This is a genomic window from Streptomyces sp. NBC_00513 (assembly GCF_041431415.1).
Classification (GTDB): Bacteria; Actinomycetota; Actinomycetes; order Streptomycetales; family Streptomycetaceae; genus Streptomyces.
In genome coordinates this window covers 3193264-3206929 of sequence record NZ_CP107845.1, presented here as the reverse complement: position 1 = coordinate 3206929, position 13666 = coordinate 3193264, and the positions used below count along the sequence as shown (strand labels likewise).

14 protein-coding genes are annotated in these 13666 nt (G+C 71.7%); 4 read left to right on the top strand and 10 right to left on the bottom strand.

Features of this window, described 5'->3' with window-relative positions; translation table 11 throughout:
• Window positions 1-62: 62 nt before the first annotated feature.
• Window positions 63-704 carry an IclR family transcriptional regulator gene (locus tag OHA84_RS14930; protein WP_053684560.1) on the top strand — a complete coding sequence of 214 codons (642 nt, stop codon included), beginning with the start codon at window positions 63-65 and terminating at the stop codon, window positions 702-704.
• Between the two features lie 144 nt (window positions 705-848).
• Complete coding sequence (locus OHA84_RS14925) at window positions 849-1646, top strand: S16 family serine protease (RefSeq protein WP_266971323.1); 798 nt, start codon at window positions 849-851, stop codon at window positions 1644-1646.
• Here OHA84_RS14925 and OHA84_RS14920 read toward each other — a convergent pair.
• The 8 genes from OHA84_RS14920 to OHA84_RS14885 form a co-directional block, all read right to left on the bottom strand.
• A complete protein-coding gene (locus OHA84_RS14920) occupies window positions 1576-2928 on the bottom strand; it encodes an MFS transporter (protein WP_266971325.1) in 1353 nt (450 codons plus the stop codon). The genes OHA84_RS14925 and OHA84_RS14920 overlap by 71 nt on opposite strands.
• Window positions 2925-3167 (bottom strand): hypothetical protein, encoded by a 243-nt coding sequence (locus tag OHA84_RS14915; protein WP_266971327.1) that lies wholly within the window; start codon window positions 3165-3167, stop codon window positions 2925-2927. The genes OHA84_RS14920 and OHA84_RS14915 overlap by 4 nt, the downstream gene beginning before the upstream one ends.
• A gap of 63 nt (window positions 3168-3230) precedes the next feature.
• The gene (locus OHA84_RS14910; protein ID WP_371591384.1) at window positions 3231-3872 is read right to left on the bottom strand and encodes an ArsR/SmtB family transcription factor; all 642 of its coding nucleotides are present in this window, start codon (window positions 3870-3872) and stop codon (window positions 3231-3233) included.
• A 97-nt stretch (window positions 3873-3969) separates the two neighbouring features.
• On the bottom strand, window positions 3970-4947 hold the full coding sequence (locus OHA84_RS14905) for a glycine betaine ABC transporter substrate-binding protein (RefSeq protein ID WP_053684551.1): 978 nt from the start codon (window positions 4945-4947) through the stop codon (window positions 3970-3972).
• Window positions 4948-5814 (bottom strand): ABC transporter permease, encoded by an 867-nt coding sequence (locus OHA84_RS14900; protein ID WP_053684547.1) that lies wholly within the window; start codon window positions 5812-5814, stop codon window positions 4948-4950. It lies immediately after the preceding gene.
• Entirely contained in the window at window positions 5811-7073 is a 1263-nt protein-coding gene (locus tag OHA84_RS14895) for a betaine/proline/choline family ABC transporter ATP-binding protein (protein WP_053684545.1), read from the bottom strand. Before OHA84_RS14895 ends, OHA84_RS14900 begins: the two co-directional genes overlap by 4 nt.
• Window positions 7066-7713, bottom strand: a complete 648-nt coding sequence (locus tag OHA84_RS14890; protein WP_053684543.1) for an ABC transporter permease — start codon at window positions 7711-7713, stop codon at window positions 7066-7068. Before OHA84_RS14890 ends, OHA84_RS14895 begins: the two co-directional genes overlap by 8 nt.
• A 30-nt stretch (window positions 7714-7743) precedes the next feature.
• Window positions 7744-8214 (bottom strand): Lrp/AsnC family transcriptional regulator, encoded by a 471-nt coding sequence (locus tag OHA84_RS14885; RefSeq protein ID WP_053684540.1) that lies wholly within the window; start codon window positions 8212-8214, stop codon window positions 7744-7746.
• Between the two features lie 133 nt (window positions 8215-8347).
• Here OHA84_RS14885 and hppD point away from each other — a divergent pair, with 133 nt between their 5' ends.
• Window positions 8348-9508: a 4-hydroxyphenylpyruvate dioxygenase gene (gene hppD / locus OHA84_RS14880; RefSeq protein WP_053684538.1), complete on the top strand. Its 1161-nt coding sequence runs from the start codon at window positions 8348-8350 to the stop codon at window positions 9506-9508.
• Between the two features lie 123 nt (window positions 9509-9631).
• On the opposite strand, the gene OHA84_RS14875 is transcribed toward hppD, so the two are convergent.
• Window positions 9632-11317 (bottom strand): lipopolysaccharide assembly protein LapB, encoded by a 1686-nt coding sequence (locus OHA84_RS14875; RefSeq protein WP_266971330.1) that lies wholly within the window; start codon window positions 11315-11317, stop codon window positions 9632-9634.
• A gap of 96 nt (window positions 11318-11413) precedes the next feature.
• On the opposite strand from OHA84_RS14875, the gene OHA84_RS14870 reads away from it, so the two are divergent.
• Complete coding sequence (locus tag OHA84_RS14870; RefSeq protein WP_266971332.1) at window positions 11414-12796, top strand: FAD-binding oxidoreductase; 1383 nt, start codon at window positions 11414-11416, stop codon at window positions 12794-12796.
• Window positions 12797-12922: 126 nt separating this feature from the next.
• Here OHA84_RS14870 and OHA84_RS14865 read toward each other — a convergent pair whose 3' ends face one another.
• Window positions 12923-13402 carry an SsgA family sporulation/cell division regulator gene (locus OHA84_RS14865; RefSeq protein ID WP_053684533.1) on the bottom strand — a complete coding sequence of 160 codons (480 nt, stop codon included), beginning with the start codon at window positions 13400-13402 and terminating at the stop codon, window positions 12923-12925.
• Window positions 13403-13666: the final 264 nt, after the last annotated feature.

The window sequence follows — 13666 nt, the reverse complement described above, 5'->3', positions numbered from 1 at the left end:
GGGACCGGCAGCGCTCCACCCCGTGAGAGTCACCGCCGCCCACCTAAAGAGGGAGAGGCGTCGTGACTGCGGAAACCTCCCAGACTCTCGACCGAGGGCTCCGGGTCCTCAAGCTGCTCGCCGACACCGACCACGGTCTGACCGTCACGGAGCTGTCCAACCGCCTCGGTGTGAACCGCACCGTGGTCTACCGCCTGCTCGCCACGCTCGAACAGCACGCCCTGGTCCGCCGGGACCTCGGCGGCCGAGCCCGGGTCGGACTCGGCGTGCTGCGGCTCGGTCGTCAGGTACACCCGCTCGTGCGCGAGGCGGCCCTGCCCGCACTGCGGTCCCTCGCCGAGGACATCGGGGCCACCGCGCACCTGACCCTCGTGGACGGCAGCGAGGCGCTCGCCGTCGCCGTCGTCGAGCCGACCTGGACCGACTACCACGTGGCCTACCGGGCCGGCTTCCGCCACCCGCTGGACCGCGGGGCGGCCGGCCGGGCCATCCTGGCCGCCCGTCAGGGCACGCTCATCGAACCCGGGTACACGCTGACCCACGGCGAACTCGAAGCGGGCGCCAGCGGCGCTGCCGCGCCCCTGGTCGGCATCACCGGCCTGGAGGGCAGCGTCGGGGTCGTCATGCTGGCCGACGCCGTGCCCGAGCGGGTCGGCCCGCGCGTGGTGGACGCCGCCCGCGAGGTCGCCGACGCCCTGCGCTGATCCGACCGAACGCCCGCGACCCCGTACGAAGCCTCGTACGGGGTCTTGCGCATCCCCACCGCAGGGGAGGGCGGGCTCTCCCGTGTGCGTGCCGGCGTGCCGGGTCACGCGGGAGGGCGCGACCGGGCCCGATAGATTGGCCGGGTGCTCTCACGCCTCACACGTCTGCCGCGTCCCGCCGCCCTGGCGCTCTGCGCCCTGCCCCTGGTCGGGTTGCTGGCCGTGGCGGCCCTCGCGCCGCTGCCCTTCGTGATCGCCCAGCCCGGGCTCACGGCCGACGTGCTCGGCTCCCGTGACGGCAAGCCCGTCATCGCCGTCACGGGCACGCCCACCCGGGACACCAAGGGGCAGCTGCGGATGACCACCATCCAGGCCACCGGCCCCTCCACGACGGTGCGCCTGTCCGAGCTGGTCGACCACTGGTTCGACACCTCGCGGGCGGTCATGCCCAAGGACGCGGTGTATCCCTCGGGCGGGAGCGACAAAGAGATCGAAGAGCACAATCTGGAGGAAATGACCAAGTCGCAGTCGACGGCCTCCGCCGCCGCACTCGGCCATCTCCACAAGGACCCGAAGGACGTGAAGGTCACGCTCAACCTCGCCGACGTCGGCGGCCCGAGCGCGGGTCTCCTGTTCTCCCTCGGCATCGTCGACAAGCTCGACGGCGACGGGAGCGGCGGCGATCTCACCGGCGGCCGCAGCATCGCCGGCACGGGCACGATCAGCCCGAGCGGCGAGGTGGGCGCGGTGGGCGGGGTGGCGTTGAAGACACAGGCCGCCAAGCGGGACGGGGCGAGCGTGTTCCTCGTGCCGAAGGCGGAGTGCTCCGACGCCCTGTCCGAACTTCCCGAGGGGCTTCGGCTGATCCCCGTCACTTCGCTGACGGATGCGGTGAGCTCCCTTCGGGCGCTGAACAAGGGGCAGCCGGTTCCGTCCTGCTGACACCCCGCACGGGCACGGTCCGATCGGTCGCGTCCGTCGCCCCGGCCCTCTCGACCCGGGCCGACCGGTCGTTCAGGCCGCCCCAGGCGGGGAACACCAACGGGCCGAGCGTGGCGAGCAGATAGACCCCGGCGAACGCCAGCAGGGCCGGGCCGGCGCCGAACCCGTCGACGAGCAGGCCCGCCGCGAGGCCGCCCAGCGGCATCGTCAGCTCGCAGCCCGCCGTGGTCACCCCGGACACCCGGCTGCGCAGCGCGTCCGGGACCTTCTCCATCATCACCGTGGTCAGGATCGGGTTCAGCACGCCCGCGCCCAGCCCCGACAAGGCCATCGTCACCGCGAGCGGCAGCGGGGTGTCGGTGAACGCGGCCACGACGTACCGGGGCGCCCCGCACAGCAGGAACGCCACCGCGAAGACCGTCCGCGGCCGGTACCGCTCGCCCCACGCCCCGTAGAGCAGGGCGCCCAGCAGCGCGAAGCCGCCGAACACGGACACCATCAGGCCGAGGGCGGTGGGCCCGCCCAGCGCCTCGCGACCGTGCACGGGCAGCAGTACCGAGGACCAGCCCTGGTCCAGGCCGTTGGTCACCATCACCATCAGGGTGATGCCCGTCAGCAGCCGTGAACGGGTCAGGAAGGCCCATCCCTCGGCGAGTTCGGCCCGGTAAGTCGCGAACGACGCCTTCTCGGAGGTGCGTTGCGGATCGGCGGCCGGGACCCCGCGCAGGAACACGGCCACGAGCAGCGCCGACACGGCGAAGCTGGCCGCGTCCAGGAGCAGCACGGTCTCGGCCCCGAAGGCGGTGACGAGCACGCCGGCGACCGCGGCCCCGACCATCCGGGCGCCGCGCGAGACCGCGTCGTACAGGCCGGCGGCCTTGCCGACGGTGGTCCCGGCGTGCTCGGCGAGGTGGGGGATCAGGACGTAGCGCGCGGTCAGTCCGGGGGTGTGGACGAGGCCGCCGATCGCCATCAGGGCGCACAGCATCCAGAACTCCAGCAGCCCCGCCCGGTGCAGCAGCGGGATCACGCCGATCGACAGCGCGCAGATCAGATCGGAGGCCGCCGAGATGCGGCGGCGCCCGATCCGGTCGATGACCGGGCCGCCGACGAGCGCGGCGACGATGACGGGCAGGGTGGCGCAGAAGGCGACGATCCCGGCCCGGCCGGCGCTGTCCGTGCTCTGCAGGACGAACCACGGGACGGCGATGAGGGTGAGGGAACTCCCGGCTATGGAGATGGTGTTGGCGGCCAGTACGGCCACGAAGGGGCGGCGGCTCACGAGGCGCCGCCGCGCACCACGCGGGAGTGGACGTGCGCGGGCTGCATGAGCCGGATGCCGGCGGCGACCAGGGCTTCCCCGAGCCGGTTGCGCAGCAAGGGCAGCAAGGGCAGCGCGGGCTCGGAGGCGGCCGGGGCGGCGTTGCGGGCCAGGTGCCAGGCGGCGGCCTCGGCCGCCAGTTCGGCGGTGCGGCCGGCGTGGAGCGCGGTGTGCAGGTCGGTGTGGGCGAAGGCGTGCATGGCGGGACTCCTTCTTCGGGTTCTCGCGGGCGGCGAGGAGGCGGCGGCCACTCGGTGTGGCGGCTACTCGGTGTGGCGGGGGAAGGCGTGCGTGTGGAAACGGACCGTCTCCGTGCCCTCCGCCGGCGGCAGATCGTGGTAGGTGTTGATCAGGTCGTGCAGCTTGTGGACGAGTTCGAGGGACTGTTCGGCCGTCAGCCGCAGCGTGAAGTCGCTGATGTCCGAGCCCGCGCGCCAGTCCTGGGGCCAGCTCGACGCCTCGCTCATCCAGGTGGCGAGTTCCTGCGCGTGAATCTTCGCGATCTCGGACAGGAAGACGTCCGCGGCGACCCGCGTCTCCGGGTCCGCGGCGAGGATCAGCGACTCGTCGAAGCCCGTGCCGTCGTGGGAGGCCCGCCACCACCGCTCGCGGCCCTTGCCGTGCTCGGGCGCGTCCTCGACGAACCCGTACGCGGCCAGTTGGCGCAGGTGGTAGCTGGTGGCTCCGCTGGACTCGCCCAGACGTTCGGCGAGTCGGGAGGCCGTGGCCGGGCCGTGCAGGCGCAGGGCGCCCAACAGGCGGATGCGCAGCGGGTGGGCGAGGCCGCGCAGGGAGTGCGCGTCGAGCATGCGGACCTGCGGCTCGACGGACTCGACGGACTCGACGGACCGGGTGGGCTCGACCGGTTCGACGGGCTGGGGGCTCTGGGCGTTCTTCTCGGGCATGGCTCCACGATAGAGTTGCAAAGATTCCTATGCAAGGGTTTCTTTGCAACGTTCTCTTTGGAACTCGCCCTCGGAGCCGATCCGTTGCCGCGGCGGCTCAGCCCTCCTTGATGAACCCCTCCTTCACCAGCCAGTCCTTAGCCACCGCGTGCGGGTCCTGGCCCTCCACGTCCACCTTGGCGTTCAACTCCCGCGCCACCTCGGTCGTCAGCCGCTGCGTCACCGGCGCCAGCAGCTTCGCGATCACCGGGTGCTCGGCGAACGTCTTGGCGTTGATCGCCGGCGCCGCGTTGTAGTTGGGGAAGAAGCGCTTGTCGTCCTCCATGATGTCCAGGTCCATGGCCTTGATCCGGCCGTCCGTGGTGAACGCCTCGCCCAGCAGGCAGGAATCGGACTTGGAGACCTGGGTGTAGATGATCCCGGCGTCCATCTTCTGAATGTTGCCGGTGGGGATCCTCATCCCGTACGCCTTCTCCATGCCGGGCAGTCCGTCCTCGCGCGAGGCGAACTCGTTCTCCACGCACAGCGTCACCGCCGACGGGTCCTTGCGGGCCAGCGCCGCCACGTCCGACATCGTCCGCAGCTTGTACTTCGCGTTGTTCTTCTTGCTGATGGCCAGGGTGTAGGTGTTGTTGAGCGTGGCCGGCGGCAGCCACACCACCCCGTTGCGCAGGTCCGCCCTGCGCACCGCGTCCCACTGGCCGCGCGGGTCGTCGATGGGCTCGGTGTTGCCCAGGTACGTGATCCAGGCCGTGCCCGTGTACTCGTACATGGCGTCCGCGTCGCCCTTGCGGACGGCCTCGCGCGCGCTGATCGAGCCGGGGAGGTTGGTGCGGTCCAGCACCTCCGCGCCGGCCGCCTTGAAGACGAGGCCGAGGATCTGGCCGAGGATGATGTTCTCGCTGAAGTTCTTCGAGGTCACCGTGAGGGAGGCGCCCGCCAGGGGCTCGCCCCGACCGACCGAGCCGGGCTGTACGTCGTCCACCATCGGGGAACCGCTCTTGAGCCCGCAGCCGGCCAGCGCCAGCAGGGCGGCTCCCGCGAGTGCCGCGGTCCGTACGCGGAAGGTACGCATCTACGCCTCCAGGCCGTGCGGCGTCAGGACCGTCTCCGCGAGGGAGGCCAGCCAGTCCACGAACAGGGCCAGGACCACCGTCAGCACCGATCCCACGATCAGCACCGGCATGCGCTGCGTCTGGATCCCGGAGGTGATCAGGTCGCCCAGGCCCCCGCCGCCGCCGAAGGTCGCCAGCGTCGCGGTGCCGACGTTGAGCACGAGGGCGGTCCGCACGCCGGCCAGGATCAGCGGGACGGCCAGCGGCAGTTCCACCTTGCGCAGGGTGCCCGTCGACGACATGCCGATCCCGTGCGCGGCCTCCACCAGCAGCGGGTCGATGGCCCGGAGCCCGGCCACGGTGTTCGACAGCACCGGCAGGACGGCGTACGCGACCATCCCGATGATCGCGGTCGACGGCCCGATGCCCAGCCAGATCACCAGCAGGGCCAGCAGGCCGATGGCCGGGGTGGCCTGGCCGATGTTGGCGAGGCCGGTCACGAACGGCGAGGCGCGGCGCAGTCCGCGGCGGGTGAGCGCGATGCCGAGGGGGATCGCGATGATCAGCACCCAGAAGGTGGAGATGGCCGTGAGCTGGATGTGCTGCCACAGCCGGAGCCGGACGTTCCCGCCGCCGAGCGAGTTCCGCTCGATGACGTCGAGCGGGATGTTGGTGATCCACAGGTACAGGGCCAGTACCACCAGGCCCAGGGCGACGGGCGGCACCACCAGCCGGCGCCAACCGATCCGGCGGAGCGGACCGGGCGGCGGGGGCGTGGGGGGCCGGTCGAGGTCGTCCGCGAGGTCGTCGCGGAACGGGAGCCCCTTGACCTCGTGCTCGCCGGGGGGCCGTTCGCCCGGGGGGCGCTGCGGGGAGGCGGTGGTCATGAGGTGCCCGCACCGCCCTCCAGCTCCTGTTCCGTCCGGTGGTGGCGCAGGTCCTCCAGGTCGTGCGCGTGCTCGGCGGCGGCGAGCCGGTCGGCCTCCAGCATCTCGTGCACCGAGTTCATGAGGGTCTCCATGTCCACGACGCCGATGTACTCGCCGCGCCGCCCGGTGACCGCGACCCGCCCGCCGCTGTCGGTGAGGACCGCCTCCAGGGCGTCGTGCAGGGTCGCGTCCCGGGTCACGGTGTCGTGCACCAACTGCCCGGCCCGGGCCAGCGATCCCTTGGCGCGCATCAGGTCGCCGCGCCGCAGCCACTTGTACGGGCGGCCGCCCCGGTCGAGCATCAGCAGCTCGTTGTGCCGGCCGCCGCGCAGCGCGCTGAAGATCAACTGGAGCGGGTCGTCGACCGACACCGTGGGGAAGTCGGCGATCCCCACGTCCCGCACGCGGGTGAGGTTGAGCCGTTTGAGGGCCGCGCCCGCGCCGACGAAACCGGACACGAAGTCGTCGGTCGGGTTGGTGAGGATGGCTTCCGGGGTGTCGAACTGGGCGATGTGCGACCGCTCGCGCAGGACCGCGATCCGGTCCCCGAGCTTGATGGCCTCGTCGAAGTCGTGGGTGACGAACACGATCGTCTTGTGCAGCTCGTGCTGGAGCCGGATCAGCTCGTCCTGGAGGTGGTCCCGGGTGATCGGGTCGACGGCGCCGAAGGGCTCGTCCATGAGCAGCACCGGCGGGTCCGCGGCCAGCGCCCGGGCCACGCCCACGCGCTGTTGCTGGCCGCCGGAGAGCTGGCGGGGGTAGCGGCCGTGGAACTCGCGGGGGTCCAGACCCACCAGGTCGAGCATCTCCTCGACCCGGTCCTTGACCTTCGACGTGGACCAGCCGGTCATCTTCGGCACCAGGGCGATGTTCTCCGCGACCGTCATGTGCGGGAAGAGGCCGGAGGACTGGATCGCGTACCCGATCTTGCGGCGCAGCTTGACCGGGTCCATGTCGGTGACGTCCTCGTCGCCGATCCGGATCCGGCCGGAGGAGGGCTCGATCAACCGGTTGATCATCTTCAGGGTGGTGGACTTCCCGCAGCCGGAGGGGCCGACGAAGACGACCGTCTCGCCCGCCTTGATGTCCATCGACACGTCGTCCACGGCCGGATTGGGGTTGCCGGGATAGCGCTTGGTGAGGTTCTCCAGCCGGATGGTCGCGCCGGAGGTCGCTGCCTTCGGGCTCGGGGTCGGCTCGGACGTCGACTCAGACACGGATTCCCCTCGGGATGGTGAGACGGCCGAGCAGGACGTAGGCGGCGTCGAAGAGGAGGGCCAGGATGACGATGCCGATCGTCCCGGCCAGGACCTGGTTGAGGGCGTTGGCACTGCCGAGCGAGGCGATCCCGCGGAAGATCTCGTTGCCGAGGCCGGGACCGGAGGCGTACGCGGCGATGGCGGCGATGCCCATCAGCATCTGCGTGGACACCCGGATCCCGGTCAGGATCGGCGGCCAGGCCAGCGGCAGCTCCACCCTCAGCAGCCGGGCGGACCGGGACATCCCGATGCCCGTGGCCGCGTCGACCAGCGTCGGGTCGACGCCGCGCAGGCCCACGATCGAGTTCCGGACGATGGGCAGCAGCCCGTACAGGGTCAGGGAGATCACGGCGGGTGCCACGCCGAGGCCCACGATCGGGATCAGCAGACCGATCATGGCCAGCGACGGGACGGTCAGGATCGTGGCGGTGGAGGTGATGGCGAGACTGCCGCCCCAGCCGCTGCGGTAGGTGAGCACGCCGATGGCGATGCCCAGGGCCGTCGCGATCACCATGCACTGGAAGACGAGGCTGACCTGCTGGAAGGCGTCGACGAGGAGTTGCTGCCGTCGGCTGGACAGGTAGCTCCAGAAGCTCACGTCGCCTCACCTCGCCCGTCTGTCCGGGGATCAGTCGTCGTCGGCCGCCTGCTCGACCAGCGGGATGATCCGCAAGGGCACGGGGTTCTCCATGACGATCGCCGTGGAGGCCCGCACGATCCCATCGAACGCGACGACCCGGTCGATCACCCGTTGAAGGTCCGCGTTGGAGCGGGCCACGAGCCGGCACAACATGTCCCCGTGACCGGTGGTGGTGTGCAGCTCCAGCACCTCCGGCACCCCGGTCAAGTGGGCGCGTACGTCGGACCCTTGGCCCTGTTTGATCTCCAGCGTGGCGAACGCGGTGACCGGGTAGCCGAGAGCCGTCGGATCGACCTGCGGACCGAACCCGCGGATCACTCCATTCGACTGAAGCCGGTCGAGCCGCGCCTGCGCCGTGCCGCGCGCGACCCCCAGCCGGCGCGAGGCCTCCAGGACCCCGATCCGGGGCTCGCGGGCGAGCAGGACGATGAGACGCCCGTCGAGTTCGTCGATCCCCATGGCTGCCTCCAGGTCGGCCGGCGGGTGGTCATACTGCGCAGATCTTTCAGCCATCCTGCGGCTGGATTGGGCAATCTGTACAGAGGAAATCGAAACTATTGCGCAGCTTGTGGATCGGCGGGACTCTGCGCTCATGACTGAGTCTCTGGCGAACCTCGAAACCGAAACCACCCCGGCCACCGCGCGTGAGGCCGACCCCTTCCCGGTGAAGGGCATGGACGCGATCGTCTTCGCCGTGGGCAACGCCAAGCAGGCCGCGCACTACTACTCCACCGCGTTCGGCATGAAGCTCGTGGCCTACTCCGGACCGGAGAACGGCACCCGCGAGACCGCCTCCTACGTCCTCACCAACGGCGGCGCGCGCTTCGTGCTGACCTCGGTCATCAAGGCGAGCACCGACCACGGCCGCTTCCTCGCCGAGCACGTCGCCGACCACGGCGACGGCGTGATCGACCTCGCGATCGAGGTCCCGGACGCCCGCGCCGCGTACGCCTACGCCGTCGAGCACGGCGCCCGCGGCCTGGACGAGCCGTACGAGGTCAAGGACGAGCACGGCACCGTCGTCCTCGCCGCCATCGCCACCTACGGCCAGACCCGCCACACGCTGGTGGAGCGCAAGGACTACAGCGGCCCCTACCTGCCGGGCTACGTGGCCGCCCAGCCGCTCGTCGCCCCGCCGGCCAAGCGGACCTTCCAGGCCGTCGACCACTGCGTGGGCAACGTCGAGCTGGGCCGGATGAACGAGTGGGTGGCGTTCTACAACAAGGTCATGGGCTTCACGAACATGAAGGAGTTCGTGGGCGACGACATCGCGACCGAGTACTCGGCCCTGATGTCGAAGGTGGTCGCGGACGGCACCCTCAAGGTGAAGTTCCCGATCAACGAGCCCGCCATCGCGAAGAAGAAGTCGCAGATCGACGAGTACCTGGAGTTCTACGGCGGCGCGGGCGTCCAGCACATCGCGCTCGCCTCGAACGACATCGTGGCGACCGTCCGCACCATGCGCGCCGCGGGCGTCGCCTTCCTCGACACCCCGGACTCGTACTACGACACCCTCGGCGACTGGGCCGGCGAGACCCGGGTGCCCGTCGAGACCCTGCGCGAGCTGAAGATCCTCGTCGACCGCGACGAGGACGGCTACCTGCTCCAGATCTTCACCAAGCCGGTCCAGGACAAGCCGACCGTCTTCTTCGAGATCATCGAGCGGCACGGCTCGATGGGCTTCGGCAAGGGCAACTTCAAGGCCCTCTTCGAGGCGATCGAGCGCGAGCAGGAGAAGCGCGGCAACCTCTAGGACGCGAGGAGAACGCGAACCGCCGACCCGCGGAACGCGAACCGCCGACCCGCGAGGGCGGGCCGGCGGTCCTCCGGGTTCGACCGGTGCTCCGGCGGGGCCGTCGGGCCCCGCCGGCGTTCGTCAGTCCTGCTCCGGCCTCGGTTCCCGCTCCGGCTCCGCGTCGGGGGAGTCGGGTCGGGCGGCTTCCGGTGTCCGCTCCGGCTGCGCCTGCTCGACCTTCGCCCGTGAGGCCTTCGGGGCGGGCTTCGCCTCCGGCTTCGCTTCGGGCTTCGGCTTCGGCTTCGGCTTCGCCGGCTGCGGCTGCGGCTGCGGCTGCGACTTCGGCTTCGCGGGCGCCGGCGCCGGTTTCGGCTTGTTCGGCTTCGGGAGCTCCGGCTCCACCCACGGGGTGCGCGGCTGGAGGTTCTCCGGGCCGCCCTGCGCCGGCTGCCCCACCGCCTCCAGCGCCTCCTTCGCCAGCGGCGAGCGCACCGGCGAGAACCGCGGATTGGTCCGCATCGCCTCCTGGAGGTGCCGCCGCGCGGCCGCCTCGTCGCCCAGACCCCGCTCGATCACGGCCCGGTGGTAGGCGAACTCCGCGCTCCGCAGCCCCGGTTCCGTCGCCTTCTTCGCGTACTCCAGGGCCGCGGTGTCGTCGCCCGCCTTGTGCAGGGCCCACCCCAGCGCGTCGGCCACCTGCATGCTCTTGTTCGACGACCACTCCTGCGACAGGCGCCGCACCGCCGCCGACGGGTCGCCGTGGTCGGCCTCGTACAGGCCCAGCACCACCGACTCGTTCACCCCGTGCGTCCCGCCCCGCTTCGTCATCGTGCCCAGCGCGTCGTACAGCACCCGCGCCTCGTCGGCCCGACCCAGCGACTCCAACAGCTCGCCCAGCTCCAACGCCAGCTGCGGCACCGGCGTGCGGCCCAGCGCCAGCCGGTAGTCCCGCACCGCCTCGCCGCCCCGGCCCAGCGCCGCCAGCGTCCGCGCCCGGCCGCCGAGCGCCTCCGCCCGCGCCGGGTCCGTCCGCAGCGCCGCCTCGTACTGGCCCATCGCCTCCGCCGCGTCGCCCCGCTCCCACAGCAGCTCCCCGAGCCGGAACAGCACGTACGCCTTCTCCGCCGGGGTCTTCGCCGCGCCCCCCGCGTGTTCCAACGCCACCACCGCGTCCTCGCGCCAGCCGCGGTCCCGGTACACCTGCGAGGCCCGCAGGTTCGAGGCCAGCCCCGAGTGGAGCTCCTCCAACCGCTCCAGCGCCTTCTGCGCGGCCTTGTAGTCGCCCAGGCCCGTGTACGCGTCCACGAGCACCGGGTACGCCGTCCACCGCCGCGGCGCCTGGGCCCGCACCAGCTCGCCCCACTTCCTGCCGGTCCCGAAGTCCCGGCGCGCGTTGGCGAGCGAGCCCATGCCCGTCATGGCGTCGAAGTTTCCCTGCTCGGCGGGCCGCAGCTCCAGCGACCGCTTGAGGGCCTTCTCCGACCTCGGGTACCAGGCCGTGTCGGCCGTGCGCCGACCCTGCTCCAGGTACGCGGACCCCAGGACGGCCCAGGAGGCCACGTCGTCCGGGTGCCTGGTGACCTGCTTCTCCCGGTCCGCGACCAGCGCCGTCAGGTCCACCGCCGCCGCCGGGGTGCCCAGGCCGACCGCGGACGCGGCCCGCTCGCTGGGCCCCGGGGGGCGGGCGTCGTCACCGGTCCGGGCCGGTCGGATCAGCAGGGCCCCGGCGATCAGGACCACGGCGACCGCGGCCGCCACGAGTGTCTTGCGGCCGGTGAAGGTCACGGGCGGCGCGGGCTGCTGCGCTTCCTCGTCGATACGGTCCATGTGCTCACTGTGCGTCAATATGAAGAGTTCACGGAGGTGTCCGAAGAGGGTCGCGGCCGTGTTCACACCGATGGCCCCGGGTGCCACGCTGACCCCATGGACGAAGACCTCTCCACCCGACTCCGTACCCGCCTCCTCGAAGGCCTCCCCCAGGAAGCGCTCCTCACCGACCCCGAGGTGACCGCCTCCTACAGCACGGACATGGCGAGCTTCTGCGCCGCCGGCACCCCGGCCGCCGTCGTCCTGCCCCGGACCGTGGAACAGGTGCGGCACGTCCTGCGCACCGCCACCGAACTACGGGTCCCCGTGGTTCCCCAGGGCGCCCGCACGGGCCTGTCCGGGGCCGCCAACGCCTCCGACGGCTGCATCGTGCTCTCGCTGGTCAAGATGGACCGGATCCTGGAGATCTCCACCGTCGACCGGATCGCCGTGGTCGAGCCGGGCGTGGTCAACGCCGTCCTGTCCCGCGCCGTCGCCGAACACGGGCTGTACTACCCGCCCGACCCCTCCAGCTGGGAACAGTGCACCATCGGGGGCAACATCGGCACCGCCTCCGGCGGCCTGTGCTGCGTCAAGTACGGGGTCACCGCCGAGTACGTGCTCGGCCTCGACGTCGTGCTGGCCGACGGGCGACTCCTGCGCACGGGCCGGCGTACCGCCAAGGGCGTCGCCGGCTACGACCTCACCCGGCTCTTCGTCGGCTCCGAGGGCAGCCTCGGCGTCGTCGTCCAGGCCGTCCTCGCACTGCGCCCCGCGCCGCCCCGGCAGCTCGCGCTCGCCGCCGAGTTCCCCTCGGCCGCCGCGGCGTGCGCGGCCGTCTGCGCCGTCATGGAGGCCGGGCTGACGCCCTCGCTGCTGGAACTCATGGACCGTACGACCGTCCGCGCCGTCAACGCCCTCGGCAGGATGGGCCTGCCCGAGACCACCGAGGCACTGCTGCTGGCCGCCTTCGACACCCCGCACGCCGTCGAGGACCTCGCCGCGGTGGGGGAGCTGTGCACCGCCGCCGGGGCGACGGCCGTCGTGCCCGCCGAGGACGAGGCGGAGTCGGAACTGCTCCTCCAGGCCCGCCGCATGTCGTTGACCGCCCTGGAGACCCTGCGTCCCGCCACGATGATCGACGACGTGTGCGTGCCCCGCTCCCGGCTCGCCGAGATGCTGGACGGCACGGCCGAGATCGCCCGGTCGCACGGCCTGCTGATCGGGGTCTGCGCGCACGCGGGCGACGGCAACACCCACCCGGTGGTCTGCTTCGACCCCGCCGACGAGGACGAGGCACGGCGGGCCCGCGCGTCCTTCGACGCGATCATGGCACTCGGTCTGGAACTGGGCGGGACGATCACCGGGGAGCACGGGGTCGGCGTCCTGAAGAAGGAGTGGCTCGCCCGGGAGCTCGGGCCGGTGGGCCTGGAGATCCAGCGCGGGGTCAAGCAGGCCTTCGACCCGCTGGGTCTGCTCAACCCCGGCAAGCTCTTCTGACCCGTCCGGCGACCCGTCCGTTGGTCCGTCCGGCGACCTGTCCGGCGACCCGTCCGTTGCTCCGCCCGGTGGTCGGTCCGGTGGCCGGTCCGGGCGGCGGCGCGGTCCGACAGGGCCACCCGGGCGTCACAGGTCCCCGTCCGCCGACTCGTCGGAGGGCCACGGGTCGCGCAGCCACAGATCGTCGGCCGGCGTGGGGGTGAGCAGCTCGGCCAGTGCCGCGTCCAGGCCGAGCCGCTCCGCCTCGCACCCGGGCGGCACCTCGCGCAGGGTCCGCTCCAGCCAGGCGGAGACCGCGCCCGCCGGTGCCTCCAGCAGCGCGTCCCCGTCGGGGGAACTCAGCGCCATGCACAACACGGCCCTGTTGTCGATCTTCGTGGGCCAGATCCGGACGTCTCCGTGCCCGCACGGGCGGAACACCCCCTCGACGAGCAGCTCCCGCGCGAAGGTCCAGTTGACCGGGGTGTGCGAGCCGGTGTGGAAGACGACGTGCACGGCGAACGGGTCGTCCGTCAGGTAGAGAAGCCTGGCGGGGACGGGGATGCTGCGCTCCGGGGACAGGACCAGCTTCAGTTCCAACTCGCGTTCGATGACGGGGTGGTGCATGGCGGCCTCACTTCGGTGCGGTTCGACGCCTTCGGCGTGCGGGGCCGGGAGGTACCCCACACCCGCAGAGAGGCGCCGGCGGCCCGGCTATGACGCGACTTCCGGGATCGCGCCGCAGATTGGCCGAAACTCGTCGACTGACCGAAAACGTTCGGTTGGAGTGACGTTCGCTCGAAGGCTTGGATTCTCCCGTTACCGGACCTGTCGGGCCGGGGTTCTTGGCTATGGTCCTGCCCTGCACAAGCCTCAAGCCACGATCGGAGT

What these genes read in the sequence shown, in the direction of transcription:
- OHA84_RS14875 (WP_266971330.1), bottom strand. Translation starts at nt 11,317, where the DNA reads ATGGACCGTATCGACGAGGAAGCGCAGCAGCCCGCGCCGCCCGTGACC.
- OHA84_RS14885 (WP_053684540.1), bottom strand. Translation starts at nt 8,214, where the DNA reads ATGGGGATCGACGAACTCGACGGGCGTCTCATCGTCCTGCTCGCCCGC.
- OHA84_RS14915 (WP_266971327.1), bottom strand. Translation starts at nt 3,167, where the DNA reads ATGCACGCCTTCGCCCACACCGACCTGCACACCGCGCTCCACGCCGGC.
- OHA84_RS14900 (WP_053684547.1), bottom strand. Translation starts at nt 5,814, where the DNA reads ATGACCACCGCCTCCCCGCAGCGCCCCCCGGGCGAACGGCCCCCCGGC.
- OHA84_RS14865 (WP_053684533.1), bottom strand. Translation starts at nt 13,402, where the DNA reads ATGCACCACCCCGTCATCGAACGCGAGTTGGAACTGAAGCTGGTCCTG.
- OHA84_RS14905 (WP_053684551.1), bottom strand. Translation starts at nt 4,947, where the DNA reads ATGCGTACCTTCCGCGTACGGACCGCGGCACTCGCGGGAGCCGCCCTG.
- OHA84_RS14870 (WP_266971332.1), top strand. Translation starts at nt 11,414, where the DNA reads ATGGACGAAGACCTCTCCACCCGACTCCGTACCCGCCTCCTCGAAGGC.
- hppD (WP_053684538.1), top strand. Translation starts at nt 8,348, where the DNA reads ATGACTGAGTCTCTGGCGAACCTCGAAACCGAAACCACCCCGGCCACC.
- OHA84_RS14910 (WP_371591384.1), bottom strand. Translation starts at nt 3,872, where the DNA reads ATGCCCGAGAAGAACGCCCAGAGCCCCCAGCCCGTCGAACCGGTCGAG.